At 54.6% G+C, this 25,233-nt stretch carries 29 protein-coding genes; 23 read left to right on the forward strand and 6 right to left on the reverse strand.

All coding sequences use genetic code 11. From position 1 onward, the window contains the following. Positions 1-10 precede the first annotated feature (10 nt). The 6 genes from ACQE2I_RS04675 to ACQE2I_RS04700 all read left to right on the forward strand — a co-directional run bounded on the left by ACQE2I_RS04675 (position 11) and on the right by ACQE2I_RS04700 (position 4,459). Positions 11-859 (forward strand): 3-hydroxybutyryl-CoA dehydrogenase, encoded by an 849-nt coding sequence (locus ACQE2I_RS04675; protein ID WP_427030306.1) that lies wholly within the window; start codon positions 11-13, stop codon positions 857-859. A gap of 117 nt (positions 860-976) precedes the next feature. Next, a complete protein-coding gene (locus ACQE2I_RS04680) occupies positions 977-1,750 on the forward strand; it encodes an enoyl-CoA hydratase-related protein (RefSeq protein WP_427030308.1) in 774 nt (257 codons plus the stop codon). A gap of 193 nt (positions 1,751-1,943) precedes the next feature. Further along, positions 1,944-2,483 (forward strand): YaeQ family protein, encoded by a 540-nt coding sequence (locus ACQE2I_RS04685; protein ID WP_427030309.1) that lies wholly within the window; start codon positions 1,944-1,946, stop codon positions 2,481-2,483. Positions 2,484-2,662: 179 nt separating this feature from the next. Further along, on the forward strand, positions 2,663-3,652 hold the full coding sequence (locus tag ACQE2I_RS04690; RefSeq protein ID WP_427030310.1) for a lipid A deacylase LpxR family protein: 990 nt from the start codon (positions 2,663-2,665) through the stop codon (positions 3,650-3,652). Between the two features lie 39 nt (positions 3,653-3,691). After that, on the forward strand, positions 3,692-4,024 hold the full coding sequence (locus tag ACQE2I_RS04695) for a hypothetical protein (protein WP_427030311.1): 333 nt from the start codon (positions 3,692-3,694) through the stop codon (positions 4,022-4,024). A gap of 117 nt (positions 4,025-4,141) precedes the next feature. Continuing rightward, complete coding sequence (locus tag ACQE2I_RS04700; RefSeq protein WP_427030312.1) at positions 4,142-4,459, forward strand: DUF6693 family protein; 318 nt, start codon at positions 4,142-4,144, stop codon at positions 4,457-4,459. A gap of 82 nt (positions 4,460-4,541) precedes the next feature. Here ACQE2I_RS04700 and yghU read toward each other — a convergent pair whose 3' ends face one another. Continuing rightward, entirely contained in the window at positions 4,542-5,414 is an 873-nt protein-coding gene (gene yghU, locus ACQE2I_RS04705; protein ID WP_427030313.1) for a glutathione-dependent disulfide-bond oxidoreductase, read from the reverse strand. Positions 5,415-5,572: 158 nt separating this feature from the next. Between yghU and ACQE2I_RS04710 the strand changes: the two genes are divergently transcribed. From ACQE2I_RS04710 to ACQE2I_RS04740, 7 genes are all read left to right on the forward strand, one after another. Then, positions 5,573-6,268, forward strand: coding sequence for an aspartate/glutamate racemase family protein (locus ACQE2I_RS04710; protein ID WP_427030314.1), 696 nt, complete (start codon positions 5,573-5,575; stop codon positions 6,266-6,268). A gap of 612 nt (positions 6,269-6,880) precedes the next feature. Next, positions 6,881-7,954, forward strand: a complete 1,074-nt coding sequence (locus tag ACQE2I_RS04715) for a TRAP transporter substrate-binding protein (RefSeq protein WP_427030315.1) — start codon at positions 6,881-6,883, stop codon at positions 7,952-7,954. Positions 7,955-8,027: 73 nt separating this feature from the next. Continuing rightward, on the forward strand, positions 8,028-8,621 hold the full coding sequence (locus ACQE2I_RS04720) for a TRAP transporter small permease (RefSeq protein WP_427030316.1): 594 nt from the start codon (positions 8,028-8,030) through the stop codon (positions 8,619-8,621). 2 nt (positions 8,622-8,623) lie between these two features. Then, entirely contained in the window at positions 8,624-9,904 is a 1,281-nt protein-coding gene (locus ACQE2I_RS04725; protein WP_427030317.1) for a TRAP transporter large permease, read from the forward strand. Between the two features lie 17 nt (positions 9,905-9,921). Continuing rightward, positions 9,922-10,428: a gluconokinase gene (locus ACQE2I_RS04730; protein ID WP_427030318.1), complete on the forward strand. Its 507-nt coding sequence runs from the start codon at positions 9,922-9,924 to the stop codon at positions 10,426-10,428. Positions 10,429-10,527: 99 nt separating this feature from the next. Further along, on the forward strand, positions 10,528-11,523 hold the full coding sequence (gntR, locus tag ACQE2I_RS04735; protein ID WP_427030319.1) for a gluconate operon transcriptional repressor GntR: 996 nt from the start codon (positions 10,528-10,530) through the stop codon (positions 11,521-11,523). Between the two features lie 91 nt (positions 11,524-11,614). Further along, positions 11,615-12,463 carry an MOSC domain-containing protein gene (locus ACQE2I_RS04740; RefSeq protein WP_427030320.1) on the forward strand — a complete coding sequence of 283 codons (849 nt, stop codon included), beginning with the start codon at positions 11,615-11,617 and terminating at the stop codon, positions 12,461-12,463. On the opposite strand, the gene ACQE2I_RS04745 is transcribed toward ACQE2I_RS04740, so the two are convergent. Beyond that, entirely contained in the window at positions 12,417-13,322 is a 906-nt protein-coding gene (locus tag ACQE2I_RS04745; protein ID WP_427030321.1) for a DMT family transporter, read from the reverse strand. The genes ACQE2I_RS04740 and ACQE2I_RS04745 overlap by 47 nt on opposite strands. Before the next feature lie 205 nt (positions 13,323-13,527). On the opposite strand from ACQE2I_RS04745, the gene ACQE2I_RS04750 reads away from it, so the two are divergent. Next, positions 13,528-13,950, forward strand: coding sequence for an OsmC family protein (locus ACQE2I_RS04750; RefSeq protein ID WP_427030322.1), 423 nt, complete (start codon positions 13,528-13,530; stop codon positions 13,948-13,950). A gap of 187 nt (positions 13,951-14,137) precedes the next feature. On the opposite strand, the gene ACQE2I_RS04755 is transcribed toward ACQE2I_RS04750, so the two are convergent. After that, positions 14,138-14,566: a PRC-barrel domain-containing protein gene (locus ACQE2I_RS04755; RefSeq protein ID WP_427030323.1), complete on the reverse strand. Its 429-nt coding sequence runs from the start codon at positions 14,564-14,566 to the stop codon at positions 14,138-14,140. A 319-nt stretch (positions 14,567-14,885) separates the two neighbouring features. Between ACQE2I_RS04755 and ACQE2I_RS04760 the strand changes: the two genes are divergently transcribed. Continuing rightward, positions 14,886-15,848: a L,D-transpeptidase family protein gene (locus ACQE2I_RS04760; protein ID WP_427030324.1), complete on the forward strand. Its 963-nt coding sequence runs from the start codon at positions 14,886-14,888 to the stop codon at positions 15,846-15,848. A gap of 13 nt (positions 15,849-15,861) precedes the next feature. Here the strand turns inward: ACQE2I_RS04760 and ACQE2I_RS04765 are convergent, their stop codons facing one another. Both ACQE2I_RS04765 and ACQE2I_RS04770 read right to left on the reverse strand, forming a co-directional pair. Further along, on the reverse strand, positions 15,862-16,530 hold the full coding sequence (locus ACQE2I_RS04765) for a 2OG-Fe(II) oxygenase (RefSeq protein WP_427030326.1): 669 nt from the start codon (positions 16,528-16,530) through the stop codon (positions 15,862-15,864). After that, positions 16,530-17,198 carry a CoA pyrophosphatase gene (locus ACQE2I_RS04770; RefSeq protein ID WP_427030327.1) on the reverse strand — a complete coding sequence of 223 codons (669 nt, stop codon included), beginning with the start codon at positions 17,196-17,198 and terminating at the stop codon, positions 16,530-16,532. The genes ACQE2I_RS04765 and ACQE2I_RS04770 overlap by 1 nt, the downstream gene beginning before the upstream one ends. Before the next feature lie 53 nt (positions 17,199-17,251). Here ACQE2I_RS04770 and ACQE2I_RS04775 point away from each other — a divergent pair, with 53 nt between their 5' ends. Then, positions 17,252-17,809, forward strand: a complete 558-nt coding sequence (locus ACQE2I_RS04775) for an NUDIX hydrolase (RefSeq protein WP_427030328.1) — start codon at positions 17,252-17,254, stop codon at positions 17,807-17,809. Positions 17,810-17,836: 27 nt separating this feature from the next. Here the strand turns inward: ACQE2I_RS04775 and ACQE2I_RS04780 are convergent, their stop codons facing one another. Then, positions 17,837-18,148: an NGG1p interacting factor NIF3 gene (locus ACQE2I_RS04780; protein ID WP_427030329.1), complete on the reverse strand. Its 312-nt coding sequence runs from the start codon at positions 18,146-18,148 to the stop codon at positions 17,837-17,839. A gap of 130 nt (positions 18,149-18,278) precedes the next feature. On the opposite strand from ACQE2I_RS04780, the gene ACQE2I_RS04785 reads away from it, so the two are divergent. The 7 genes from ACQE2I_RS04785 to ACQE2I_RS04815 all read left to right on the forward strand — a co-directional run bounded on the left by ACQE2I_RS04785 (position 18,279) and on the right by ACQE2I_RS04815 (position 25,230). Then, on the forward strand, positions 18,279-19,229 hold the full coding sequence (locus ACQE2I_RS04785; protein ID WP_427030330.1) for a sugar-binding transcriptional regulator: 951 nt from the start codon (positions 18,279-18,281) through the stop codon (positions 19,227-19,229). Positions 19,230-19,410: 181 nt separating this feature from the next. Next, positions 19,411-20,730 (forward strand): ABC transporter substrate-binding protein, encoded by a 1,320-nt coding sequence (locus tag ACQE2I_RS04790; RefSeq protein ID WP_427030331.1) that lies wholly within the window; start codon positions 19,411-19,413, stop codon positions 20,728-20,730. A gap of 70 nt (positions 20,731-20,800) precedes the next feature. Further along, entirely contained in the window at positions 20,801-21,691 is an 891-nt protein-coding gene (locus tag ACQE2I_RS04795) for a carbohydrate ABC transporter permease (RefSeq protein ID WP_071695689.1), read from the forward strand. 29 nt (positions 21,692-21,720) lie between these two features. Then, complete coding sequence (locus ACQE2I_RS04800) at positions 21,721-22,587, forward strand: carbohydrate ABC transporter permease (RefSeq protein ID WP_427030332.1); 867 nt, start codon at positions 21,721-21,723, stop codon at positions 22,585-22,587. A 12-nt stretch (positions 22,588-22,599) separates the two neighbouring features. Then, entirely contained in the window at positions 22,600-23,751 is a 1,152-nt protein-coding gene (locus ACQE2I_RS04805) for an ABC transporter ATP-binding protein (RefSeq protein WP_138799958.1), read from the forward strand. Then, positions 23,748-24,431 carry an HAD family hydrolase gene (locus tag ACQE2I_RS04810; protein WP_427030334.1) on the forward strand — a complete coding sequence of 228 codons (684 nt, stop codon included), beginning with the start codon at positions 23,748-23,750 and terminating at the stop codon, positions 24,429-24,431. The genes ACQE2I_RS04805 and ACQE2I_RS04810 overlap by 4 nt, the downstream gene beginning before the upstream one ends. 13 nt (positions 24,432-24,444) lie before the next feature. Beyond that, positions 24,445-25,230, forward strand: coding sequence for an L-iditol 2-dehydrogenase (locus ACQE2I_RS04815; protein ID WP_427030335.1), 786 nt, complete (start codon positions 24,445-24,447; stop codon positions 25,228-25,230). Positions 25,231-25,233 lie beyond the last annotated feature (3 nt).

Genomic DNA, 25,233 nt, shown 5'->3' on the forward strand with positions numbered 1-25,233 from the left:
GAGAGGGTGCATGAGTGAGCAAAAAATTGGCGTGGTAGGCGCTGGCACGATGGGGCAGGGGATCGCCCAAGTAGTTGCGGCTAGTGGCTTTCAGGTGCACCTTTACGATCTGGCCGACGAGCAGCTTGGCCGTGCCAAGGCAAATATCGATAAAGGCTTGAGTAAGCTGGTGGCGAAAGAAAAAATCAGCGCGGCAGATAAAAGTGTGGCGCTGGAACGCCTTGCCACCACCACCACGCTAGAGGCCTTGAGTGACTGCGCGGTGATTATTGAGGCCGCCCCCGAGCAGCCCGAGCTCAAAGAGAAGCTGTTTCGAGATCTAAGTCGCTTGAGCAGTACCGCCATTCTGGCCTCCAACACCTCGTCGTTGTCACTCACCCGTTTGGCGGCAGTGTGCGAGCACCCCGAACGCGTAGTGGGTATGCACTTCTTTAATCCAGTGCCAGTACTCAAACTGGTGGAAGTGATTCGCGCCGAGCAGACCGCTGACGCGACCGTGGCTGAGATTGAAAAACTCGCTAAGGCGCTGGGAAAAACCGCCGTGCCGGTAGGCGATGCGCCAGGCTTTGCCGTGAATCGCCTGCTGGTACCGATGATCAATGAAGCGGCATTTATCGTGCAGGAAGGCACCGCCACGCCTGAGGCCATTGATGAGGCTATGAAACTCGGCGCTGCGCACCCCATGGGGCCGCTAGCGCTGGCGGATCTGATCGGCCTAGATGTCTGCCTGGCGATTATGGACGTGCTTCAAGAAGGCTTTGGCGACCCCAAATATCGCCCCTGCCCCTTGCTCAAACGCATGGTCGCCGCAGGTTATTTAGGCCGCAAAAGCGGACGCGGTTTTTATCACTACGATTAGCTTGCGCTGAGTTGAAGAGCGCGGCATAAATAAGTCATTGCCACTCTACCAAGCGTTCGCTAGGGTTGAGTGGTATCCACTTTAATATTCCACAACAAATCAAATAAGGAGCCTGTCATGAGCGAAGCAGTTATTGAGAAGGTTGATAACGATGGGATGGTGCGACTCACCATCAACCGCCCCAAAGCGCTGAATGCCTTAAACAGTGAGGTGCTCGCGTCGCTGGAGATGCATTTAGTCGAGCTTGAAGCCCACCCGAATTTACGCGGCGTGTTGATTACCGGCGCCGGTGAGAAATCCTTTGTGGCGGGGGCTGATATCACCGAAATGCGTGATAAAACGCCCGAACAAGCGCGCGCCTTCGCCAGCCAAGCTCTGCGTACCATCAAACGCCTGGAAACGCTGCCCGTGCCGGTGGTCGCGCTGGTGAACGGGTTTTGCCTTGGCGGCGGCTGCGAACTGGCGCTGGCCTGTGACTGGGCGGTAGCCAGCGATAACGCGGTATTCGGCCAGCCGGAAGTGCTGCTAGGTGTCATCCCCGGCTTTGGCGGCACCCAGCGCCTGCCACGCCGTGTTGGCCCTGCCATGGCGATTGACCTGGTCTCTACCGGACGCAAAATTGACGCCCAAGAGGCACTGCGCATCGGCCTGGTGAACCGGGTGATGCCGCAAACCGAGCTAGAAAACTATGTTGAAGAGCTCACCAAACAGCTGAAAGGCAACGGCCCTCAGTCGGTGCGCGGTGCCAAACAGGCGGTTCACGACGGGTTAGATCAAGACCTGGACAGTGCACTGGCGCTGGAAACCAGCCTGTTCGCCTTCTGCTTTGCCGGTGAAGAGCAGAAAGAAGGCATGACGGCGTTTGTTGAAAAGCGCAAACCTAGCTTTTAAAGCCAAACTTCTAAAGCCCTGCTTCTAAGTTTTTATTCATTCCGGTTTTACTTATTCAGGGGTGCCGCTGGCTCAGGCGGCACGATAAGAGAGGCTGTATATCCGTAGACCTCATTTTGTCTAACCTGTCTGGCAATTCACCAGGGAAACTCAGCATCGGCTACACTGACGCAAATTTCGTTTGGAAACTTCCATGGCTCTTAGCGCAACGCCCTACAAAGTTGATATTAATCTGACCGATCTGGATCGCGGGGTGTATGAAACGCTGCGCTTTACCGTGGCTCGCCATCCGTCAGAGACCGAAGAGCGCATGACCGCGCGCTTGCTCGCCTATGTGCTGTGGTACAGCGAGACACTAGCTTTCGGGCGCGGGCTTTCCGATGTAGACGAGCCGGCGCTGTGGGAGAAAAGCTTAGACGGTCGCCTACTGCACTGGATCGAAGTGGGCCTGCCGGATGCTGAGCGCATCACCTGGTGCTCACGGCGGGCTGAGCGCGTATCGCTGCTTGCTTACGGCCGGGTAGACCTATGGGAGAGCAAAGTGCTACCCAGCGTGGCTTCGCTGAAAAATGTCCATGTGGCGGGGTTGCCACAAGAGGCTCTAGCGACTATCGCTAAAGACCTGCCTCGGGCGATTAACTGGGCAGTAATGATCAGCGAAGGATCGCTGTATATTACCGATGAAAACGGCCAGCATGAAATTACTCCGCAGTGGCTGCTCCGCGACCGCTAGAAATTACCAGACTTACGGTTATACAACTAAGCTATAAATAGGCAAAGGGATGACTTTCAGGTCATCCCTTATTTTTTAAAAAGTATGCTTGCTATTTTTTTGCACAATTACATACAATCAACAATGTTTGTTGGCGTATTTATTAAAACAGCCTCAAGATCAATCTCAAGGAACGAGCAATGAAAGGAAATGCCCCATTACGATGGCAACTACTCCCGCTAGTCGTTGCCATTAGCCTGTTGCCAACGTTTGCACAGGCGGCAGATGGCGTACTTTCGATTAAGTACGAAAATGATGGCATAGCCAGCAGCGATGACGGTCACTTTACCAGCGGTTTTGAGCTAAATTGGGCATTTGAGCCTGAAGCGCAGAGCTGGACACAGCGCTTAGCCACCGCATTACCCGATAGTATAATCGGCGACGCCGACATGGCCGCTTATCGGCTGGTGCATCAGATCTATACGCCCGATGACATTGAGCAGCGTGGGCTGGTTGACGATGATCGCCCCTATGCAGGGATCGTCTACGGTGGTATTTCGCTGTATGAAGATGTGCCCATGGGTAACTGGCAGCAGGCGACCGACCTGCACCTAGATATTGGTTTAGTAGGGCCGTCGTCCCTCGCCGATAGCATTCAACGTGAAGTGCATCGTGTCACTGAAAGCGATCGTCCTAACGGCTGGAATAATCAACTGGGTGATGAAGCTATCGTGAACATCGCTATGCGGCGTCAGTGGTGGCACAGCTCACCGTTTATTGGTAAGCAGTTGGCCCACGGGCCTAGCGTAAACGCCGCTTTGGGTAACTTCTACACCTATGCAAGCGTTGGCTATAGCGTGCGCTGGGGCGATGAAGCATCGGGTATTCCCACGTTGACGCCAAATGCCGGTAGTCGCCATCATATGACCGGCAATGACGGCTGGCAGTGGTACATGTTTGCCAGCGTAGACGGTTACTACATGGCGCAAAACCTGACGCTTGACGGCAATACGTTTAGAAATAGCCACTCGGTTGATCGCAAAGAGTGGGTGGGTGACGTGTCCGCTGGCTTGGCGCTGGCTTGGGAAGATTGGCAGGTCACTTACGCCGCTGTTCAGCGTTCGCGTGAATTTGATGGCCAAGAAAAGCAGGATAAGTTTGGCGCCATTACGCTATCTAAGCGTTTCTAAACGGTTAAAAGCCAAGCGTCTCATGGGAGGAGTAACCGAATGGCCAATAAGTACCCCCATACCCCCGATGGACGCTACTTTGTCGCCAAAAATCGCCTCTGGCGTTGCACCGATCCGCGCTTAGGTGACGATGAAAAGCGCACCCATATCAAAGCCTTGATGAAAGCGCGTCGGGCGGTTAGGACAGCCCAGCAGCAAGATGATGAAGACGCGATTCACCACGCTCGCAATGCGGTGCAAAGCGCTAAAGAAGCGCTAGGAGAGCGTGGCCCAGTATGGTGGGATGATAACGCCCCTGATGAGGGTGGACTTGCGCCCCATAATAGTTCCTATGTCGAGTGGTGGGAGAGCCAGTACTCAATACTCACTTAGCGGGAGTTCGTGGGCCGTATTAACATCATCGGCGAGATTCTTAATTTATATTTGATTTATTCACGTTTGCGCCTGACGATGATAATCTTCACCATTATTAATTTTTAAGGACGCAACGTGAATATCAAAGCTGATCTTTCCATTCTCGATATCATCGGCCATCTCATTCTTTGGGTGGTGCTGAGTATTATCACGTTTGGTATAGCGCTATTTTTCTTCCCCTATTCGTTTGCACGGTTCGTCATTAACCGCATGTCGGTAGTTGATGCCAGCACTGGCGTCGAGCGAAAAATGGTCTGCGAAATCAATCTATTCAGCAATATCGGCCACATTATTCTATGGATGCTGATTTCGCTGGTCACCTTCGGCTTAGGGTACATTTTCTACGTTTATCGGGTTTGGAATTACGCCTTGAATAATTCGCGGGTTGAGTAGCGTTACAGAGTGAAAACCTGTCTTTAGCATCCCTTAGGGCCTACGTTGAGAGATCAAGCGTAGGCCCTTTTTTAGCGGCTACTTACTCGCTATCAGTCAGTTTGTCCTGTGTGCGAAGCTCAAAGTCGCTGGCGTCGTGGCGCTCGTGCAACTGCTCGTGTGGCTCACCAAACGAGCGGTTGACCATGCGGCCACGTTTAACCGCGGGGCGCTCATCAATCTCCTCGGTCCAACGCAAAACGTTCTTATAGGTGTGGGCCTCTAGGAACTCTGCCGCTTCGTAAGCGCGGTTTTTCACCAGCGCACCGTACCAGGGGTGAATCGCCATATCGGCAATGGTGTACTCATCGCCCGCCATAAAGCGGTTTTCGGCCAGGTGGCGGTCGAGTACATCAAGTTGGCGCTTCACCTCCATGGTGTAGCGGTCGATGGGGTACTGATACTTCTCCGGCGCGTAAGCGTAAAAATGCCCAAAGCCGCCGCCTAACATTGGCGCGCTACCCATTTGCCAGAATAGCCAAGAGAGGCATTCGGTGCGTTTTGCCGGGTCACTGGGTAAGAAAGCGTTAAATTTTTCCGCTAGGTAAAGCAGGATGGCACCCGACTCAAACACCCGCTGAGGCGGATTGGTCGAGTGATCCATCAATGCAGGAATTTTAGAGTTAGGGTTCACTGCTACAAAACCACTGCCGAACTGGTCGCCTTCGCCAATGTTTATGAGGTACGCGTCATACTCAGCGTCCTGAATCCCTTTTTCCAACAGCTCTTCTAGCATCACGGTGACTTTGACACCGTTGGGGGTGGCCAGTGAGTAGAGCTGGAGAGGGTGCTTGCCCACGGGCAGCGCTTTGTCATGGGTGGGGCCCGCAATGGGGCGATTGATATTGGCAAATTTACCGCCATTGCCAGGTTGCCATTTCCAAACGGTAGGGGGTGTGTAGGTGGTGTCGCTCATTATTTCCTCGCTATTAACTGGTTATCGGTAACTGCTGGGTACCGGCACGAACCTGTTTTGCAGCTATTCTTGAGTTATGGGGGTGATGAAATGCAGCTACAAGGGTCGGTTAGTAATTAGCCTGTTAATAAATAATCTATTTTCAAAGGATGTGGCGGATGCATGTTATCGGACTACTAGGCGGTATGAGCTGGGAATCTACCCAAGGCTACTACCGGGCTTTAAACGAAGGCGTTAAAGTGGCGCTAGGCGGCTTTCATTCGGCCAAAATCGTTATGATCAGCGTCGATTTTGCAGACATAGAAGCGCTACAGCAGCAGGGGGATTGGCAGACAGCCGGTGATCTGTTGGCCAGTGCCGCCCAAAATGTAGAGCGCGCGGGCGCTGAGTGTTTGCTGATTGCCACTAATACCATGCACAAAGTGGCGCCTGCTATTGAGCAAGCCATTACTATTCCGCTACTGCATATTGCCGATGCTACGGCTGAGCAGCTTACGTTAGATGGCATTACGCGTGTCGGCTTATTAGGTACTCGCTTTACTATGGAGCAGGACTTTTATTCTGGCCGGTTAGAAACGCAGTTCGGCATTGACGTCGTGGTGCCAGAGCAAGTTGAACGCGAGGCCATTCACCGGGTGATTTTCGACGAGCTTTGCCAGGGCCGGGTCGAAGAGGCATCGCGCCAGCGCTATCTTGAAATCATTGATTCACTCTATGTGCAAGGTGCTCAGGCGGTGATTCTAGGCTGTACCGAAATTGCCATGCTGGTGAGTCAACGTGATACCGCGGTGCCGCTATATGACACCACCGCGCTGCATGCGCAGAAGGCGGTGGCGTGGTCTTTAGCTAAGTGATTTATACCAGCGTCAGAGTGACGTTGATATTGCCACGGGTGGCGGTGGCGTGAGCACGATAAACTACTTTTTCGATAGTGGTCGTGGTCATTTTAAATCTCCTGTCTGCGTTATTAATTTTAACCTGCTGCTTTAAATTGGCGCAGCTTTATTTTGTGCGCAATATGCATAGCCGATAAATATTGCTCCCTTCGCCGAAAAGCGAAGGGCTACTGGCTTTTTTGTAAGCTATCGCGCAGCCGCACCAGATCTTCTTTCAATATAGTCAGTGCCTCGACTGACTGCTCGCTCGCATGCACCGGTCATCATCAAGGAGGTTGAATAGAGCGCAAAGCAAAGCTGGTGATCAAGTTATAATTAGCTGCAAGATGGTTGCAGAGGTAGGGGTGCTCCGAGCCGTGGTCTTTAAGATTAGTCGTTAAGATTAGTATTTACGTTAATGTAGCGTGATGCCGCACCAGTGACTAGATCTAGACGTTGGTCGTAAGTTGGCAGTTTTGCTTTGACACGCACATGGCAGGTCGATAGCCTTCGCTTATTCAATGTTACCGGTAACAATTTGCCGGCCTTTAAGTCCGCTATAAACAACAACGAGTATTTGGAGATAACGCTATGACTGCTATTTGGCGCAACACGCTGACCTTGGTGGGTGCTACCACGTTGACGTTGGGCATGGCTCACGCACAGAGTCCTGAATTGTCTGATCCGCCTGAGATTGAAGGTGAGGTTGTGGGCGATCACGGTTCGCATACGTTACGTATGGGCATCGGCCTTGCGGAAAGCTCGCCTCAGTTTCTCTCCAGTAAATACTTTGGTGAGATTTTGGAGCAGCGCACCGACGGCCGCATTAGCGTTAATGTTTTTCCTAACAGCCAGTTAGGCGACGATGTGCAGATGCTGGAAATGCTGCAAACCGGCACGCTGGATATGACTTATCCGTCTAGCTCCGCGACGACCGGCTACGTAGAAGAACTGGCGGCGTTCGACCTGCCGTTCCTGCTGCCCAGCCGTGAAGCCGCCGTCGCTGTGATGCAGAGTGATGTGGCTCAGGGCATGCTGGACGCCTTTGAAGGCACTGGTCTGAAAGCACTCGCTTTCTCTGAAAATGGCTACCGACAGCTCTCTAACAGCGCCCGCCCGGTGGCTAGTCCTGATGATGTTGCGGGCCTGGACGTGCGCGGCCTCAGCGTTCGCACCATGGAAAACCCCGTTCACTTAGCCATTTGGGAAGCACTAGGCGCCAACCCAACACCGATGGCGTTTGGTGAGCTATTCTCTGCTATGGAGCAGGGTGTTGTAGATGGTCAGGAAAACCCCTGGAGCACCATTCTGACATCTAACTTCAACGAAGTGCAGGATTACGGCACCGAAACGCGCCACGTCTACACGCCGTTTATCATGATGCTTTCCGAGCGTACCTGGGACCGGATGGCGCCCGAGTATCAAGAGTTAGTGCTTGAAGCCGCGCGCCAGTCTGCCGAGTACGAAATCCAGCTCTCCGCTGAATACGATGACTGGTCGCGCGACCAGTTAGCCGAGCGCGGAATGGAAATTACGCGTCTTAACGATGAGCAGTTAGCCGCTTTCCAAGACGCCGTTCAGCCGGTTTATAAAGAGTGGGCGCCGCGCATTGGTGAAGATCTGATCGCCGACATTCAGCAAATTGTTGAAGACAGCAGCAACTAAACCTCACGTTTAGCGCACTATCGTCGGGCAGGCCAGTGTGGCCTGCCCGACGTGTCAGTGCCCAGGAGTTCACATGCCTCTCTCCTCTACACCCCCAACTGCATCGACACCGCTTGAAGATCCATCGGTGTACCTGGATGACCCTAACCGCAAGCAGCTGGAAATCGATACCAATACCCGCCAAGGCCCGGCGCTATTCCGTTGGCTTACCCTGGGTATGGAGTATCTGATTGGCGCTATTTTAGTGGCGTTGATTGTGTCCGTTTCCTGCAACGTGGTGGGGCGCGCACTGTTTAATAACTCGCTGCCGTGGGCCGATGAGCTGGCGCGCATGCTGTTTATTTGGCTGGTGTTTATCGGTGCTGCCGCAGCGTTTTCACGCTACGAACACATTGCTGTTGATGCCCTGGTGCGACGCCTGCCGCTGCGCTTAGCGCATATGCTTTATTTACTCCAGCACCTGATTATTACCGGCCTGATGGTGGTCATGATGTGGGGCGGCTATCAAGTACTAACTCGGTCTAGCGGGCGTTCAGCGATTATGGGAGTGCCGTTAAGCGTGTTGAGCCTCTCGCTGGTGCTGTGCGTTACTTTTATTGCAGCGGTATCGATTTGGCGGATGTGGGTCAGCCTTAGCGTTATTCGCCAACCTGAGCGGGAGCACTGATCATGCTATGGATTTTTCTGGCAATTTTAATGGTCTCCATTGTTATTGGGCTGCCCATTGCGTTTGGTTTAGGCGTGGCGGCGTTGGTGATGGCGGTACTCTCTGATATACCGCTATCAATCATGATCGAGCAGTCGATTCGCGGGGTGAATAGCTTTCCGCTGCTGGCTATCCCGTTCTTTATTTTAGTCGGTGAGGTGATGAGTAATGGCGGCATCGCGCGCCGCTTGATGGAGCTAGCGGGTGCGCTAGTAGGCTTTATGCGCGGCGGTTTAGGGCAAGTGGCCATCACCGGCTCGATGTTCTTTGGCGGTATCAGTGGATCAGCCGTGGCCGATACGGCCGCTACCGGCGCGATGATGATTCCTTCGATGAAAGAGCAGGGCTATACCGCGGCTAATGCGACGGCGATTAATACCGTGTCATCGGTGATCGGGATTATTATTCCGCCGTCGATTCCGCTGATTCTGTACGGCATCGTCACGGAAACCTCAATTAGCCGCCTGTTTATCGCCGGTATTATTCCAGGACTATTGATTGGCTTTGCGCTGATGGTGACCACCTATATTCTTGCCAAAAAGAATGGTGGCGGCGTGCGTAAGTTCAACTTGGAGCGTCTTTGGAAAGCCTTTAAAGATGCCTGGCTTGCGCTGGTGCTACCGGTGATTGTGATTGGCGGTATTATTGGCGGCGTGTTTACTGCTACCGAAGCAGCCGTAGCGGCGCTGCTCTACTCGCTGGCTATTTCGCTAGTGGTCTACCGTGAGTTTAAGCTCAAAGAGCTTGTTGGCATGCTGATTCGTACTGCACGCTTGACCGGTATGGTCATGATGCTGCTGGCATTTGCCACTGTGATTGCCTGGTTTTTAACTATTAACATGGTGCCGCAAACCTTGGTTAGCCAAGTGCAGGCGATTACCCAAGACCCATTCATGCTGCTGTTGATTGTGGCCTTCTTGCTGCTTTTGGTAGGTTTTGTGATGGATTTAACCCCCGCGATGGTCATCATGGCGCCGATGCTGGCACCTATAGTGACGTCGGTGGGCGTTGATGCCGCCTACTTCGGCGTATTAATGGCGTTTGTGTTGGGTATTGGGTTATTAACCCCACCAGTGGGCACCTGTCTTTACGTCGGTTGCGGCGTAGGTAAGGTTTCTATGGAGTCGTTGGTAAAAGCCATGTTGCCTTACTACGCGGCACTTTTGGTGGTGCTGGTCATCCTGATTGCCTTCCCTGGCGTCGTTACTTGGCTGCCTGATCTCACCGCCGTGCGCGGCAACTAAGTAATAGGAGAGCCTCTGTGAAGAACCTCTCGCAGCGTATTTTGGTGATGGGCGTGTCTGGCTCAGGGAAGTCGCATATTGGCCAACAGTTGGCCGTTAAGGTCGGCGCGAAGTTTATCGATGGCGACGATCATCACTCGCCTGCCAATGTGGCTAAAATGGCCAGCGGCACGCCGCTTAACGACGATGACCGACGCGAGTGGCTGGATACCTTGTCGGCGTTATTTGCCCAGTATCAGAGCCGCGATGAGTCGCTGGTGATTGCCTGTTCGGGGCTTAAAAAATGCTACCGTGATCGGCTTCGTCAAGGCGACCGGGCGCTGCAGATTCTCTATTTAGAGGGCAGTCAAGCGCTGTTGCAGCAACGCCTGGAAACCCGCGCAGGCCACTTCTTTAAAGGCGATTCCATGTTGGCCAGCCAATTGGCCGACCTGGAGCCGCCTGGTGAAGAAGAGGCTTTTAACGCCTCAATTATCCTATCGCCGAAGGAAATCGTTAATCAATTTGCTGCCACACTGCGGTAACCGTGCCATTTGCTAAACTAAAAGGGCAAGGCGTTGAGGGCTTCCATTGGTTAGGGTAGGCCTCAACGCTTTTTTCGTTGTAATAGGCAGTGATATTTTTTGAAGAAAAAACGCCCCACCCTACAAGATATTGCCGACCATGTAGGGGCTACCAAAATGACGGTAAGCCGCTGCCTACGAGATCCCGAAACGGTTTCGGAAGGTCTGCGCGCACGTATCTTCTCGATTGCCGAACAGGTTGGTTATATTCCCAATCGCGCACCGGATTTGCTCTCCAGAGCGACCAGCCACTCCATAGGGGTACTGGTGCCGTCGCTCACCAACCAAGTATTCGCCGATGTCATCCTCGGTATCGAAACGCTGACGGAACCGGCGGGCTACCACCTGATGCTTTCCCACTATGGCTATAGCCCTGAGCTTGAGGAGCGCAGCCTGGCATCCTTGCTCTCCTATAACGTCGATGGAGTGATTCTGTCTGACCGTGACCATACCCCGCGCAGCCTGCGCATGCTGGAAACCGCTGGTATCCCAATTGTTGAAATCATGGACACCCACCGCCCTCCGCTGCAGCAGGTAGTGGGCTACGATAACGTTCAAGCGGCGTATGACATGGTGAGTGAGATGATTCGTCGTGGTCGACGTCAGGTGATTTATCTGGCGGTGCGCTTGGATGAGCGCACCCGACAGCGTGAGCAGGGCTACCGCCGTGCCATGGAGGAGCATGGGTTAACGCCCGTCACCTTACAAAGCACTCAGCGCTCCTCTTACAGCGTGGGGGCGGCACTGCTGCAACAGATAGTCGTCGATTATCCCGCGGCGGATGGCCTGTTCTGCACCAACGATGACGTTGCGGTAGGCGCCTATTTTGAGTGCCAGCGGCGGGGGATTGATGTACCTGGGCGGATGGCCTTGGCTGGCTTCCATGGTCACGATGTAGGGCACGTTATGACGCCACGACTTGCCAGCGTGGTCACCCCGCGTCAGGCCATCGGCGAAGCGGCAGCGGCGGCATTGTTGGCACGGATTCGCGGAGAGGCACTGACCCAGAAAGTGATTGATTTGGGCTATCGTATTGAAATCGGCATGACACTCTAATCCAGCCATTTGAGAAAAGCAGCGCGTTTTCGAGTAGCAGCGAATGGGGGGAGTCGCTAAAGTAGCATTTTACATTTGTCGCGAGGCCGCCGTGCAGATCACCCAACTCAATATCTACCCCGTTAAATCGCTGAAGGGCATCAGCGTCGACCAGAGCGTACTGCAGGCGCATGGGTTAGCCTGGGATCGCCGCTGGATGTTAGTTGACGCTCATCAGCGCTTTGTGACGCAGCGCCAACTGCCGGCGCTCGCGACCATTGAAGTCACGCTGACCGACCAACACTTAGTGCTTGCCCACCCGAACGTTGAGCCGCTGAGCATATCGCTGGCCGAGCCGGAGGGGAATCTACGCCTGGTCAGCGTATGGGACGACCACTGTAAAGCGCTGCCCGAAAGTGCAGACGTTTCGCGCTGGCTTGAGGCTGCGCTAGGCGAGCAGGCAAAAGGGCTGAGCTTAGTGCGTTTTGCGACTGAATTTACCCGTGCGGTTGAAGCGGATTTCCTGGATGGCGGGGCGGCGCATACCTATTTTGCCGATGGCTACCCGTTTTTGATTACCACCACGGGCTCGTTAGACGCTTTAAACCAAGCGCTAGTAGCGGGCGGCCAGTCGCCGGTGCCGATGAACCGCTTTCGCCCCAATATTGTGGTAGCAAGCGATAAGGCGTGGGCAGAAGACCATTGGGCAGCACTCACCGAGCAAGGCGGGGCTTTTCAGCTCGCGCTGCGTAAACCCTGTAAACGCTGCAAAATCACCACCATCGATCAGCACACAGCGGCGGTTCCAGCGCCCGCTGAACCGCTGAAAACCTTGATTGAACTCAATACCCAGCCCAACTTGAAAGGCGCGCACTTTGGTCAAAATGCCACGCTCATCACGGGCGATGGTGGCGTCATTCGTGTGGGGGATAAACTGGCGGCAACACCCCACGACGCCTAATACGCAATAGTTTGGTTGCAATGGCCGTGCCGATCAGGGTAATCACCATGCCGGCGATGATCTGTAGGTTCAGCGTTTCATTGAGCAGCAAGTAGCCCCATATCAGCGCGCTCACCGGGACTAAAAAAGTCACCGTTGAGGTCGCCGTGGCGCCCGCACTGGCCAGTAAGCCAAAGTAGAGTAGGAACGCCAGCGTAGTGCTTAGCGCTGCGAGCGCCAGAGCGTTCCCCCACGCCAGTGGGCTGATGGGGGCGCTTGGCCATAGCAGAATGCCAGGGATGAGAAGCACCAGCGCCGACATCGCGCTACTGCCCGCCGCCAGTACTCGCGTTGGCAAATGACCCAGGCGCGTTTTGGAGTAGTTGCCCGCAATCCCGTAGCAAAACGTCGCGCCCAGAACGGCCAGAATAAACCAGCCGTCGCCGCCAAGGGCAAAATCGAGCCGATCGGCTGAAAGTACATAAACCCCCAGTAGAGCCAGGGCGAGCCCTAAATACTGTTGACGCTGTATGGCCGTAGCAAAAAACAGTGCCCCAATCAGCGCGGTGAAAATCGGCGTGGTGGCGTTAATCAGTGAGGTAAAGCCCGCCTCAAGCCGTGTGGTGGCGAGTGCCAGTAGCGAAAAAGGCAGCACATGATTCACTACGCCCAAAAAGAGCAGGGATCCTTTATGCTGCCAGATAAGCCGAAGGTAGTGCAGGCTGATCAGCAGCGGCATCAGAAGCAGCGCGCCAATGCCCATCCGCACCAGTACTAATGGCACCGCGCTAAACTCAGGGGCGGCTACACGCATAAAAATAAACGAAAGGCCCCACAGTGAAGAGAGCAGTATCAAGCGCAGCGCATCAGCCGATGACATGGCGGGTCCTTAATTTTCGAAGGCTATTCGATTAGATAGCTAACTAGCTTACGGCTGAACTGAAAACGATGGAAGCTATATAGAGAGCGGGCTCGGCAGAGTGGTAAAAATCAGCTACGCTGGTTAAGTGGTCGACGCGGCAACCGCCGTTAGGCTAGGTTTGAAGACATGTCTATGTATATTGACTACACACAAGGAGTTGTTCATGGATCGTAAAGCTAGCGCACGTTGGGAAGGTGGTCTCAAGGATGGTAAAGGCACCGTTTCAACCGAAAGTGGCGTTTTAGATGCCAAGTACTCCTTTAGCAAGCGTTTTGAGGACGAAAAAGGCACCAACCCGGAAGAGCTGATTGGTGCGGCACACGCCAGCTGTTTCTCAATGGCACTCTCAATGATTCTGGGCGAGAAAGGCTATACCGCTGATTCGATTGAAACCAGCGCTAAGGTGACACTTTCTCAGAGTGATGCAGGGTTTGATATCTCGAAAATTCATCTGGACGTCGTTGCTGAAATTAGTGGTGCCGACGATGCAGCTTTCCAGGAAGCGGCCGAAACAGCGAAAGCAAACTGCCCTGTTTCAAAAGTGCTTAAAGCGGACATTAGCATGACCGCTAAATTGAAAGGCTAACTATACGTTATTAATAGCTTACGTTGTTAATAATTCACGTTTTTAATAGCATAAGTTATGATGCCGCCCCATTAGCTTGGAGGCGGCATTCTTTATTTAAAACATTATGTGATTGATGGGTTTTACTATATTTGGCGCATTAAAAAAGCCTTGGAAAATGCCAAGGCTTTTGTGAAGCTAGATAGCCTTATTCTTCGTCTTTATCTTCGTCGCGGCTATACCTTTCTGCTGCTTTAAGCGCATCTTCTGATGCATTAACACTAATGACGTAATCTTCGCTATCTTCGTCTTTGGTCAGTTCAAGCGAATCCCATTTGATGGCGACGTTTTTCTCGCCCATACCCAGGAAGCCGCCAACACCCACGATAACGGCGTTGATTTGGCCGTCTTCATCAATGATGAGATCGGTGATAGTACCGATATCTTCGTCGTCTTCAACACTGCTTTTGACTTTGTTGCCGGTTAAAGCATCAGCATGGAAAGTGTTTTCTGGCATTTCAGTCAGATAAGTAGCTTCCATGGTGGTGGTATTCTCTTCGGCGTTTACTGAGCCAGCGGCAAACATAAACGCTGGAACCATGAGAGTACCTAAAAAGGTGGGTTTAATTATTTTCATTTTGCTTGCTCCTTGCGATAAGTAAGCGATGACAATGTCAATGCTATTATTCCTAAGTGTGTTAATTACGCCATTAATACAATCGGGTGATTAACGCTATCTTGCGCGTCACTGCGCTAAGACAGTTATTAGGTTAGTTGCTATGTTCAGAATTACAACCGTTTCAGCAAAGCATTTATGTGCCCCGTCTACGCTGTGCGACAGTCTGTCGAATTGACCTAAAATCGCCCAGTGGTCATATTCGTTTCCAAATGGCTCGCTTTTCATCTCTATTTTGATGACAGTGCGGCCGCATGACATAAAAGGAGAACCCCTGACGATGACTTCCCTCGATCACCCCTTGCAGCGCATGAAACAGCTCTGCGTTAGCAGTATTGCGCTAGGCGCGTGGCTATTTGTTTCAAGTGCGATAGCCGATAGCAGTGAGGCGCCCAAAGGCCATTTTCCGCTGCCAGCTGAGGGTAATATGGTGGGTGAGGTGTATACCGTCAAGGCCACTGAGCAAGATACGCTGATGGATATCGCCCGGGCGCATAACGTCGGCTACGAAGAAATTCGTATGGCCAATCCCGATACCAGCATTTGGGTGCCGGGTGGAGGAACCGAGGTGACGATTCCGGGCCAGTTTATCCTGCCCGATGAGGCGCGCACCGGGATTGTCATTAACGTGGCGGAGCTGCGCCTTTATTACTATCCCGAGGTAGAAAGTGGCGAGACGCCACGGGTCGAGACCTACCCCATCGGTATTGGGCGCGATGCCTTCAATACGCCATTAGGGATTACTGAAACCACTATGCGGCTGGAGAACCCTGCTTGGTATCCGCCCGAATCCATTCGCCAAGAAGCTGCCGAGCGCGGCGACCCAGCGCCAGCCGTAGTTCCCCCCGGCGCTGATAATCCGCTGGGCCAATACGCTATTTTGCTGGATATCCCCGGCTACCTGATTCATGGCACCGACCAGCCAGATGGCATTGGAATGCGCGCCAGTCGGGGCTGTATTCGTATGCACCCTGAAGATATCGAGTCGGTTTTCTGGCGCGTGCCGGTGGGTACCCAAGTTAATATTGTCGATACGCCGATCAAAGTCGGTTGGGATGAAGGTGGGGAAAATTATATCCAGGCCTTTACCGCCACAGATGAACAGGTATTTGGCATGGACATGCTGCTAAACGTTGTTGGCTTGATTGAGCAGCATGAGGGTGACAACTCAACCGGCGTCGATTACGAGCAGGTGCGTGAAGTGCTAGAGCAGGCGAACGGCCAAATCGTCCCCCTAACTTAAAGGGCTGACGGCCCTAGCGTGCGGGATCAAGCATGCCACCCAGCGAGGCATTACGCCGAAACCAGCCGGCAATGCTGGTGCGCGGACGGCGGGTGGGTAGTACTTCGTGGGGGATAGTCTCCGACAAGAAACAAGCGAAGGTGCCTGCCTCGGGTACTACGCGGGCGACTTCCTGGTTGAGGTCGTCCGGGTGGTAGATCACCATTTCACCGCCGCCGTCGCTCGGCCAGTCCGGGGTTAAATAACCGACGGTTGAGATAACGCGGTTGGCGCGGCCACGAAAGCTATCCAGGTGGCGTTGATAAAACGCCCCCGGCGGGTAGTGGGCAAAATGCGCTTCGTACTCAAACAGGCCCAAAAAAAGCGCATGATTGAGCGCTTGCTGTAGCTCGCTCATAACATCGAGGTAACGCCGCTGGGAGGCGCTTTCGCGATCCAGCCAGTGAATGGCATCGCCACGAATATCTTTACGCAGCAGGTGCTGCTGGCCGCGACCAATCCCCGCTTCATACAGCCCGCTATAGGTCGCCCGATGCAGAAGCTCGTTATTCAGCGCCTCGCATAGGCCCAGGTCAATTACCTCGTGGCCCACATACCAGCCCTGCTCAACCAGTGCATCGACAAGGCTAACCTGGGTTGTGGGGTGCAGCGCAGGGGAGGGCGTAGCGACACTGGGCGTCATTAGTTGGATCTCGATGGTGTCGGGCGGGAAGTCGTCGCTTTATGACAGGAGAGTCGGCTGGTGCGTTCAGGGTAGTGGTGCAGCGGCCCCACGGGGCGTTGATAGAGATCAATCGGCATACCAAAGCCTTCGGCCAATAACTCCACCAGCATCATCGCTGAGAGCCCCCAGATCACATGACCCCCTACGTGGTAGCTGGGTACGTAGTGGGCAACGCCATCCACGGTAATTACATCGGTGTGAGTGCGGTGATCGTCTAGAAAGTAGCTCAGCGGGACTTCAAAAATCGCATCCAGCTCCCCTGGGTCGGCAATTAACGGTAGATCAGGCGGAATAATACCGACCCACGGGGTAACGCGAATTCCGTGCAGCGAAATAACATCCGAGAGCTGCCCTAGGGGTTGCACCAAGCGTGGGTCGAGGGCAATCTCCTCCTCAGCTTCGCGCAGCGCGGTGGCGTATAAATCGGTATCGAACGTCTCGCGCTTACCGCCGGGAAACGCGACCTGGCCGCTATGAGTGCTCAAGTGGCTGGCGCGACGGGTAAACAGTAAAGTCGGCGCTGGACGCTCGACAATTGGCAATAGCACGGCGGCTTCAGGCATCACCACATGGTCTAAGCGTTGAGGCGTCAGCTGTTGCAGCTGTTTACGTAGTTTCTCTAACATGGGGCATCCATAAGCGTTGTTTCCTTTTACCCACCAGCCGTTGAGAATACGCGATGAACTTTTGCAGCCAGTGTGGTGATAAAGTACGTTTTGCAGTCCCCGAAGGGGATGATCGTCCCCGCTACCTGTGTGATGCCTGCGGTACGATTCATTACCAGAATCCACGTATTGTGGCCGGTACGCTACCCGTTAGCGGTAGCAAGGTGTTGCTCTGTAAGCGAGCGATTGCCCCGCGTAAAGGTTACTGGACGCTGCCCGCCGGCTATATGGAAAACGCCGAATCGACCCAGCAGGCGGCCGCTCGGGAAACGTGCGAAGAGGCCTGTGCCGACGTTGAACTTGCCAACCTATATACGCTGATTGACCTGCCGCATATCAATCAGGTGTATATGATTTTTCGCGCCGAGCTAGTCGGTGGTTTCAGCGCCGGACCTGAAAGCCTGGAAGTTGCGCTGTTTGAAGAGCACGAAATCCCTTGGGACGAGCTGGCCTTCACCACCATTGAGCGCACGCTGCGCCACTTCTATGCTGATCGTCTGCATAATGATTTTCCGCTGCATATCAGCGTCGTTACCCCTGAAGACCGCGAGCGCTACTTTGGCAGTGCCTGAGCCATCAATATCGCCACAACAGGTCGCTTACAGGTCGGCCAGCAGCCATACATCATAAGCGACTTCTTCGTAGGGGTGGGCAAGTTTCAAGGCGGCGATAGCGCCGTGAATATGTGCCTCATCGCATAGCATCTCGACTTTAAGCTCTCCGACCTTTGCTAAGCTGCCCACCGAGCCGATATGCGGGTGGGCGCCGTCCATCGGGCGGAACTGCCCTGTGCCTGGGGTTTGAAAGCAGACATTTTCATACTCTCCCATACGGCCTGCACCGGCCTCAAACACCGCTCGCTTAACGCTTTCAGCATCCTCGACGGGAACAAAAAAAGCCAGTTTATACATGCGCTACCCCTGTGCAAACAATTCATGGTGAAGCTCGTTACTCAGAGCATGTTAGCGGATAGACGACTTCTGGTCGCGGGCTTAGCTTTGTATGATGATGTGTTAACACCTGAATCAAGTGAGCCACGCTATGGATAAATTTGAGGTAAAGCTGGATCAAGCGGCCAGAGCCGCTTGGATGTCCTACGTGGGGGGGATGACTCAGGATGAGATCGCCAGCCAATTGGGTGTTTCACGGCCAGGGGTGCAGCGTTTATTGGCGCTGGCTCGTCAGGAAGGGTTAGTGAAAGTGCATATCGATCACCCAATTTCGAACTGTATGGCGCTAGGCAGCGCGCTACGCGATCATTTTGGCTTGGCCTACTGTGACGTGGTTCCTGCCGATAATCACGCCGCTGACAGCGCCGCCTCTTACCTAGCCGTAGCCGCCGCAGAGCGAGTTGCCCAACTGGTCGAGCGCAGCGAGCCATTGACGCTTTCGTTAGGCACCGGGCGCTCGGTGCGGGCCGCGGTAGAGGCACTCAGCCGAGTCGAACGGCCCCAGCACCGCTTTGTGTCGCTGGTGGGTAATGTCGCCCGTGATGGTTCGGCTAACCGCTATGACGCGGTGATGGTGATGGCGGATAAAACCGGCGGCGAACGCTTTTTGCTCCCCGCACCGGTAGTCGCCGAGTCGCTGGCTGAAAAACAGGCGATGCTAGCGCAACGCCTGTTTAAGGCGATTGCTGATGTGGCCAGAGAGTCAGAGGCTGCCTTTATCGGCATCGGGCGTATTGACCGCCAGGCCACGCTGTTCCAAGACCACTTTATTAGCGAAAGCGAGCTGGATGAATTGCTGAACCTAAAAGCGGTGGGAGAGTTGCTTGGCTGGCCGCTTAACCGCGACGGTGAGGTGATCGACTGCTCAATTACGCGACGGGTCACTAGCCTGCCTCTGGAGCGCTTTGGGAAGCACCATATGGTAGCCATTGCGGGAGGGCACGAAAAAGCCCCGGCGATACACGCCGCGCTGCGTGGCGGTTGGCTGAAAGGGTTAGTCACCGACGAAATAGCCGCACGGCAGATTGTTGAGGCGCTATAAGTTGAGAGGGGTTGGAGTGGTAGCGCGTGCGCTGCAACATGCGTCAAAGGTGATAAGTTAGCGTAAAGTCTAAGTTAATCGGCTTTGCTTTTTTTGGGCTTACGTACGATCATTTGTTCGATAGATGATCAATAAGATCAAGGCGACAACAATGCCAATACCAGCCCACTAGGAGTTCTTTATGCGACTCGCACGTCACTTGCCCGTCTCCACGCTAGCGGCCGCCATTGCCATGTCAGGCCATGCCCAGGCGCAAACTGAAATTACCGTGGCCACGGTTAATAACAACGACATGGTGATAATGCAGAGCCTCACCGAGGCTTTTGAAGAAGCTCACCCCGATATCACCCTGGACTGGGTGGTGCTCGAGGAGAACGTGCTACGTCAGCGCATGACTACCGATATTGCCACCGATGGTGGCCAGTTCGACGTGATGACCATCGGCACCTACGAAGTACCTATCTGGGCAGAGCGCGGCTGGCTGTCTCCCCTGGATAACCTGCCCGACGACTATAACGAAGACGATCTGCTGGCCTCGGTGCGCGATGGTTTGAGCTTGGACGGCACGCTCCACGCGCTGCCGTTTTATGCCGAAAGCTCGATGATGTACTACCGTCAGGATCTGTTTGAGAAAGCGGGTATTGAGATGAGCGAGCAGCCCACTTGGGAAGAGGTGCGTGAGTGGGCGGGCGAGCTGCACGGCAGTGAAGAGGGGGTAGCAGGGATCTGCCTGCGTGGTAAACCAGGTTGGGGCGAAAACATGGCCTTTGTTTCCACCCTGGTGAATACCTACGGCGGTCGCTGGTTTGACGAAGAGTGGAACCCTGAACTCAACTCTGAAGCCTGGGTCAACGCTATCCAGTTCTATGTCGATCTGCTCAACGACTACGGCCCGCCAGGCGCTAGCTCCAACGGCTTTAACGAAAACCTGGCGCTGTTCTCCCGCGGTAATTGCGCGATGTGGGTAGATGCCACTTCGGCAGCGGGCAAGCTGTATGACGGCAATGAGTCCGATGTGGCGGACAGCTTAGGCTTTGCCCCAGCTCCGGTGGCAGAAACACCCAAAGGCTCACACTGGTTGTGGTCCTGGGCGCTAGCTATCCCAGCCTCTTCAGAGAACCAGGAAGCGGCGCTTGAGTTTATTACCTGGGCCACCTCACAAGAGTACATTGAGCTGGTCGGGGAAACCGAAGGCTGGACCAGCGTACCCCCAGGCACCCGTGAGTCGACCTACGCCAATGAGCAGTACACTGAAGCAGCCCCCTTTGCAGACTTTGTGCTAAAAGCTATCCAGGACGCCGACCCCACCGATTCGACTCTGGAGCCTAACCCCTATGTTGGCGTGCAGTTCGTCGGCATCCCGGAGTTTCAGTCGATAGGCACCCAGGTTGGCCAAACCATTGCCGCGGCGTTGACCGGTGACACCACGGTGGAGCAGGCGCTAGACAGTGCTCAGCGTGCCACCGAACGCACCATGCAGCGTGCCGGTTATCTAGACTGATGTGACCCGCAGTGCCTGCCTTGGCTAGCCAGGCAGGCATTGCCCCCACACTGTTTCTGCAGGTATTTCCATGAATAAAACACGTGCTTCTGGCCGGACGGTCGGCGGGCTACGGACGCTTTCGCTTCAAGCGCCTGCTGTAACGTTGCTATTGCTTTGGATGATTGTGCCACTGGGTATGACCCTATGGTTCTCCTTTCAGTATTACAACCTGCTAATGCCCGGTATGACTGGCTTTGCCGGGTTGGAAAACTACGAGTACCTTCTCACCGACCCAGCTCTTTGGGCTGCCATGGGCAACACGCTGCTGCTGGTAGGTTGGGTGTTGGCGATTACCGTGGTGGGCGGCACCCTGCTGGCGGTGCTGTTCCAACAGGAGTTTGCGGGCCGCGGGATAGCCCGGGTGCTGGCAATCTCGCCATTTTTTGTGATGCCCACCGTTAGTGCTCTGGTGTGGAAAAATATGATGATGCATCCCTCTAACGGGGTGCTGGCGTGGCTGTCTGAATCCATTGGCCTGCCCGCTGTCGATTGGTTCTCCTCGCTGCCGCTGACGTCGATTGTGATCATCGTTGCATGGCAGTGGCTGCCGTTTGCGCTGCTGATTCTGCTCACCGCTATGCAGTCGCTGGATGAAGATCAGGTGGAAGCGGCGCGAATGGATGGCGCAGGCCCGGTGGCGATTTTCTTCTTTATCACGTTGCCGCATCTAAAGCGTGCCATCAGCGTGGTCATCATGATCGAGATGATCTTCCTGCTGACCATTTTTGCCGAGATTTTTGTCACCACCTCCGGTGGCCCAGGCTTGGCGACCACCAATCTGGCTTACCTGATTTACATTCGTGCGTTACTGGATTTTGACGTAGGCACTGCCTCCGCCGGTGGGGTGATTGCAATCATCCTCGCCAATATTGTGGCGATCTTCCTGGTTCGAATGGTAGCCAAAAACCTGGAAGATTAGACCGGCACTTGTGTCTTGGGAGTACTTCGATGACAACATTAAGTTCCAAAACCGCAGCGCCACGCTCGGTGTCAGGATGGCGCTCAGCGCAAAGCAAGCGCATCTTGCTGACGCTTTTGGGGTGGTCGGTAGCGCTGGTGATCTTCTTTCCGATTTTCTGGATGATCTTGACCGGCTTTAAAACGGAAACAGCGGCAATTGCCGACCCCACGCTGATTTTTTCGCCCACCTTAGAGAGCTACCAGGAAGTGCACGCGCGTTCCGGCTATGCGCGCTTTGCGCTCAACAGTGTCGCGGTGGCCTTTGGCTCAACGTTCTTCGCGCTGCTGATTGCGATTCCTTCAGCCTACGCCATGGCCTTTTTGCCGACTAAACGCACTAAGGGCACGTTGCTGTGGATGCTCTCTACCAAGATGCTGCCCTCGGTAGGGGTGTTGATGCCGATTTATCTGATTTTCCGTGATACCGGGCTACTCGATACACGCACTGGACTGATCATTGTCTATACGCTGATGAACCTGCCGATTGTGGTGTGGATGCTCTACACCTTCTTTAAAGATATGCCCAAAGACATTCTTGAAGCAGGGCGTATGGACGGTGCCTCGACCCTCCAGGAAGTGTGCTTTCTGCTGCTGCCACTTACGCTGCCGGGCATCGCCTCTACGGGCCTGCTATCGGTCATTTTGAGTTGGAACGAGGCGTTCTGGAGTCTCAACCTGACGACCTCAAATGCGGCACCGTTAACCGCCTATATCGCCTCATTCTCGAGCCCAGAGGGGCTGTTCTGGGCCAAGTTGTCCGCTGCTTCCACCATGGCGATTGCGCCGATTTTGATACTTGGTTGGATGACCCAAAAACAAATGGTACGTGGCCTGACCTTTGGTGCCGTCAAGTAAAGGATTTTCCTCATGGCAACACTACAACTGCACAATATTACCAAGCGTTTCGGCGACACCGAGGTGATCAAAGGCATCGACCTTGAGGTGAACGACCGCGAATTTGTCGTTTTCGTTGGCCCTTCCGGCTGTGGTAAATCGACCCTGATGCGCATGATTGCCGGATTAGAAAGCGCTACCGATGGCGATATTTTGATCGACGGCCAGCGCATCAATGACGTCGGTCCCGCCGACCGCGGCCTCGCCATGGTGTTCCAGAGTTACGCGCTTTACCCGCACATGACGGTCGAGGGCAACATGGGCTTCAGCATGCGCCTGGCGGGTGTGCCCAAGGAGGAGCGCCGCGCCAAGGTGTTAGAGGCGGCGAAAATTCTGCAGCTAGAGCCGCTGTTAGACCGCAAGCCCAAAGCGCTCTCCGGCGGTCAGCGTCAGCGGGTGGCGATAGGCCGTGCGATTGTGCGTAACCCTAGCATCTTCCTGTTCGATGAGCCGCTCTCCAACCTGGATGCCGCGCTACGTGTGCAGATGCGCATCGAGCTGGCGCGTCTGCATGATGAGCTGGACGCCACCATGATCTACGTCACCCACGACCAGATCGAAGCGATGACCATGGCGGATAAAATCGTCGTGCTCCACGACGGTGTGGTCGAGCAGGTGGGCTCGCCCATGGCGCTCTACCATCATCCGCGCAATCGCTTTGTAGCAGGTTTTATCGGCTCGCCGAAAATGAACTTTCTGCCGGTAACGCTGACCAGCGTTTCGCCTGAAGGCGTAGGGATTCGTATGCCCGGCGGCGGTGAACGCAGCGTTCCGGTGGACGGTCAGCACCTGGAGGCCAACGCCCCCCTTGAGCTGGGTGTTCGCCCGGAACACTTAGTGCTCGAAGAGCAGGGGCCCCTGAGTGGCGAGATCAAAGTGCTGGAGCGGCTAGGTGGCCAAACCTCGCTTTATGTCCAGATGGACGACGAACTCATCACGATTATGGCCGATGGCGACGTGGCCTATCGGGTTAACGATACGGTGCATTTCGGCTTTGCCCCTGAGCGCGCCCACCTGTTTGACGCTGGCGGCCTGGCCTTGCCCAGCTTGCAACAGCACCCCTTGGCAGGGCTAACCCGACACGATAACCGCGCGCCCGGTTCGCCTTCTGAGGAGCCTGCATGAGGACACTCATCTTTGACTGCGATGGCGTGCTGGTCGACAGCGAGGCGCTTGCTGAAGGCACACTGGTGGAGTACCTCTCCCGCTGGCTGCCCGATTTGAATATTGACCAGGAATTAGGCCAAGCGCTGGGGATGACCACGGCGGCTATTCTTGCTCATCTCGAAGCATTAAGCGCCCACACGCTGCCATTGGACGCCACCGAGCAGGTGGATACGGCTATCGAGGCCCGCTTGGCGCAGGAGCTTAAAGCTATAGACGGCGCCGACAAGGCGATTCGTGGCATTACCTTGGAAAAGGCGGTGGTTTCCAACAGTCGACGCAGTCGTGTATTGGCATCACTGGCAAGCACAGGGTTGGCCGATGCGTTTGGCGAGGTGCCTATTTTTACCGCTGATCAGGTAGCGCATCCCAAGCCCGACCCCGCACTCTACCGATTGGCGGCATCCCATTTAGGCCAAGTGCCGCGTGACTGTCTAGTGGTAGAAGATAGCGTGGCCGGGGTGACGGCCGCCCGTGCTGCAGGTATGTGCGTGATTGGGTTTATCGGCGCCAGCCATGTGGATGTTGATCAAGCGGCGCGCCTTACTCAAGTCGGTGCCTGGCGTATTTTAGAGCATATGCACGGCCTGGAAGCCTTGGTGGACGAGTGGCAAGCCAAGGCTTCCAGCTGTTCGCCTTAACGAGAGCATGACGATGAAACTAACCAATAAAATCGCGGTGATTACCGGTGGCGCGCGGGGCATCGGCCTGGCCATTGCCCAGCGTTATTTAAGCGAAGGCGCCAGCGTGGTTGTGGCGGATATCGATCGGGGCGCTATTGATGATGCTTTAGCGACGCTGCAGCAACAGGCGCCTGCCGAAAAAGTGATGGGGGTCGAGCTGAATGTCTGCGATCAGACATCGATTGACGCCATGGTCAAAACGGTCATGGAGCGCTTCAGTGGTATCGATATTTTGGTCAACAACGCTGCTATCTTTGATATGGCGCCAGTGCTAGAGGTCACAGAGGAGAGCTTCGATAAGCAGTTTGCGGTCAATACTAAAGGCATGTTTTTTACCCTGCAGACGGTTGCCCGTTCGATGGTGGCCCGTGGCCAGGGTGGCAAAATCATCAATATGGCCTCCCAGGCAGGTCGCCGTGGTGAAGCCCTGGTAAGCGTTTACTGCGCCAGCAAAGCGGCTGTCATCAGCCTTACCCAATCCAGTGGGCTGGATCTGATCAAACACGGTATCAACGTTAACGGCATTGCCCCCGGGGTTGTGGATACGCCGATGTGGGAAGAAGTCGACGCAATGTTTGCCCGTTACGAGAACCGTCCGCTCGGCGAGAAAAAACGCTTGGTAGGTGAAGCGGTTCCCTTCGGGCGCATGGGCCTGCCGGAAGATCACACTGGCGCGGCGGTGTTTTTGGCCAGCCAAGACAGTGATTACGTGGTCGCCCAGACGCTCAATGTGGATGGCGGCAACTGGATGAGCTGAGAT

It is taken from the genome of Halomonas sp. H2, from assembly GCF_050215315.1.
GTDB lineage: Bacteria > Pseudomonadota > Gammaproteobacteria > Pseudomonadales > Halomonadaceae > Vreelandella.

Excerpts from the sequence above, each read along its gene's own strand:
- ACQE2I_RS04675 (WP_427030306.1), top strand. The coding sequence starts at position 11 with ATGAGTGAGCAAAAAATTGGCGTGGTAGGCGCTGGCACGATGGGGCAG.
- ACQE2I_RS04680 (WP_427030308.1), top strand. The coding sequence starts at position 977 with ATGAGCGAAGCAGTTATTGAGAAGGTTGATAACGATGGGATGGTGCGA.
- ACQE2I_RS04685 (WP_427030309.1), top strand. The coding sequence starts at position 1,944 with ATGGCTCTTAGCGCAACGCCCTACAAAGTTGATATTAATCTGACCGAT.
- ACQE2I_RS04690 (WP_427030310.1), top strand. The coding sequence starts at position 2,663 with ATGAAAGGAAATGCCCCATTACGATGGCAACTACTCCCGCTAGTCGTT.
- ACQE2I_RS04695 (WP_427030311.1), top strand. The coding sequence starts at position 3,692 with ATGGCCAATAAGTACCCCCATACCCCCGATGGACGCTACTTTGTCGCC.
- yghU (WP_427030313.1), bottom strand. The coding sequence starts at position 5,414 with ATGAGCGACACCACCTACACACCCCCTACCGTTTGGAAATGGCAACCT.
- ACQE2I_RS04710 (WP_427030314.1), top strand. The coding sequence starts at position 5,573 with ATGCATGTTATCGGACTACTAGGCGGTATGAGCTGGGAATCTACCCAA.
- ACQE2I_RS04715 (WP_427030315.1), top strand. The coding sequence starts at position 6,881 with ATGACTGCTATTTGGCGCAACACGCTGACCTTGGTGGGTGCTACCACG.
- ACQE2I_RS04720 (WP_427030316.1), top strand. The coding sequence starts at position 8,028 with ATGCCTCTCTCCTCTACACCCCCAACTGCATCGACACCGCTTGAAGAT.
- ACQE2I_RS04725 (WP_427030317.1), top strand. The coding sequence starts at position 8,624 with ATGCTATGGATTTTTCTGGCAATTTTAATGGTCTCCATTGTTATTGGG.
- ACQE2I_RS04745 (WP_427030321.1), bottom strand. The coding sequence starts at position 13,322 with ATGTCATCGGCTGATGCGCTGCGCTTGATACTGCTCTCTTCACTGTGG.
- ACQE2I_RS04750 (WP_427030322.1), top strand. The coding sequence starts at position 13,528 with ATGGATCGTAAAGCTAGCGCACGTTGGGAAGGTGGTCTCAAGGATGGT.
- ACQE2I_RS04755 (WP_427030323.1), bottom strand. The coding sequence starts at position 14,566 with ATGAAAATAATTAAACCCACCTTTTTAGGTACTCTCATGGTTCCAGCG.
- ACQE2I_RS04760 (WP_427030324.1), top strand. The coding sequence starts at position 14,886 with ATGACTTCCCTCGATCACCCCTTGCAGCGCATGAAACAGCTCTGCGTT.
- ACQE2I_RS04765 (WP_427030326.1), bottom strand. The coding sequence starts at position 16,530 with ATGACGCCCAGTGTCGCTACGCCCTCCCCTGCGCTGCACCCCACAACC.
- ACQE2I_RS04770 (WP_427030327.1), bottom strand. The coding sequence starts at position 17,198 with ATGTTAGAGAAACTACGTAAACAGCTGCAACAGCTGACGCCTCAACGC.
- ACQE2I_RS04775 (WP_427030328.1), top strand. The coding sequence starts at position 17,252 with ATGAACTTTTGCAGCCAGTGTGGTGATAAAGTACGTTTTGCAGTCCCC.
- ACQE2I_RS04780 (WP_427030329.1), bottom strand. The coding sequence starts at position 18,148 with ATGTATAAACTGGCTTTTTTTGTTCCCGTCGAGGATGCTGAAAGCGTT.
- ACQE2I_RS04785 (WP_427030330.1), top strand. The coding sequence starts at position 18,279 with ATGGATAAATTTGAGGTAAAGCTGGATCAAGCGGCCAGAGCCGCTTGG.
- ACQE2I_RS04790 (WP_427030331.1), top strand. The coding sequence starts at position 19,411 with ATGCGACTCGCACGTCACTTGCCCGTCTCCACGCTAGCGGCCGCCATT.
- ACQE2I_RS04795 (WP_071695689.1), top strand. The coding sequence starts at position 20,801 with ATGAATAAAACACGTGCTTCTGGCCGGACGGTCGGCGGGCTACGGACG.
- ACQE2I_RS04800 (WP_427030332.1), top strand. The coding sequence starts at position 21,721 with ATGACAACATTAAGTTCCAAAACCGCAGCGCCACGCTCGGTGTCAGGA.
- ACQE2I_RS04805 (WP_138799958.1), top strand. The coding sequence starts at position 22,600 with ATGGCAACACTACAACTGCACAATATTACCAAGCGTTTCGGCGACACC.
- ACQE2I_RS04810 (WP_427030334.1), top strand. The coding sequence starts at position 23,748 with ATGAGGACACTCATCTTTGACTGCGATGGCGTGCTGGTCGACAGCGAG.
- ACQE2I_RS04815 (WP_427030335.1), top strand. The coding sequence starts at position 24,445 with ATGAAACTAACCAATAAAATCGCGGTGATTACCGGTGGCGCGCGGGGC.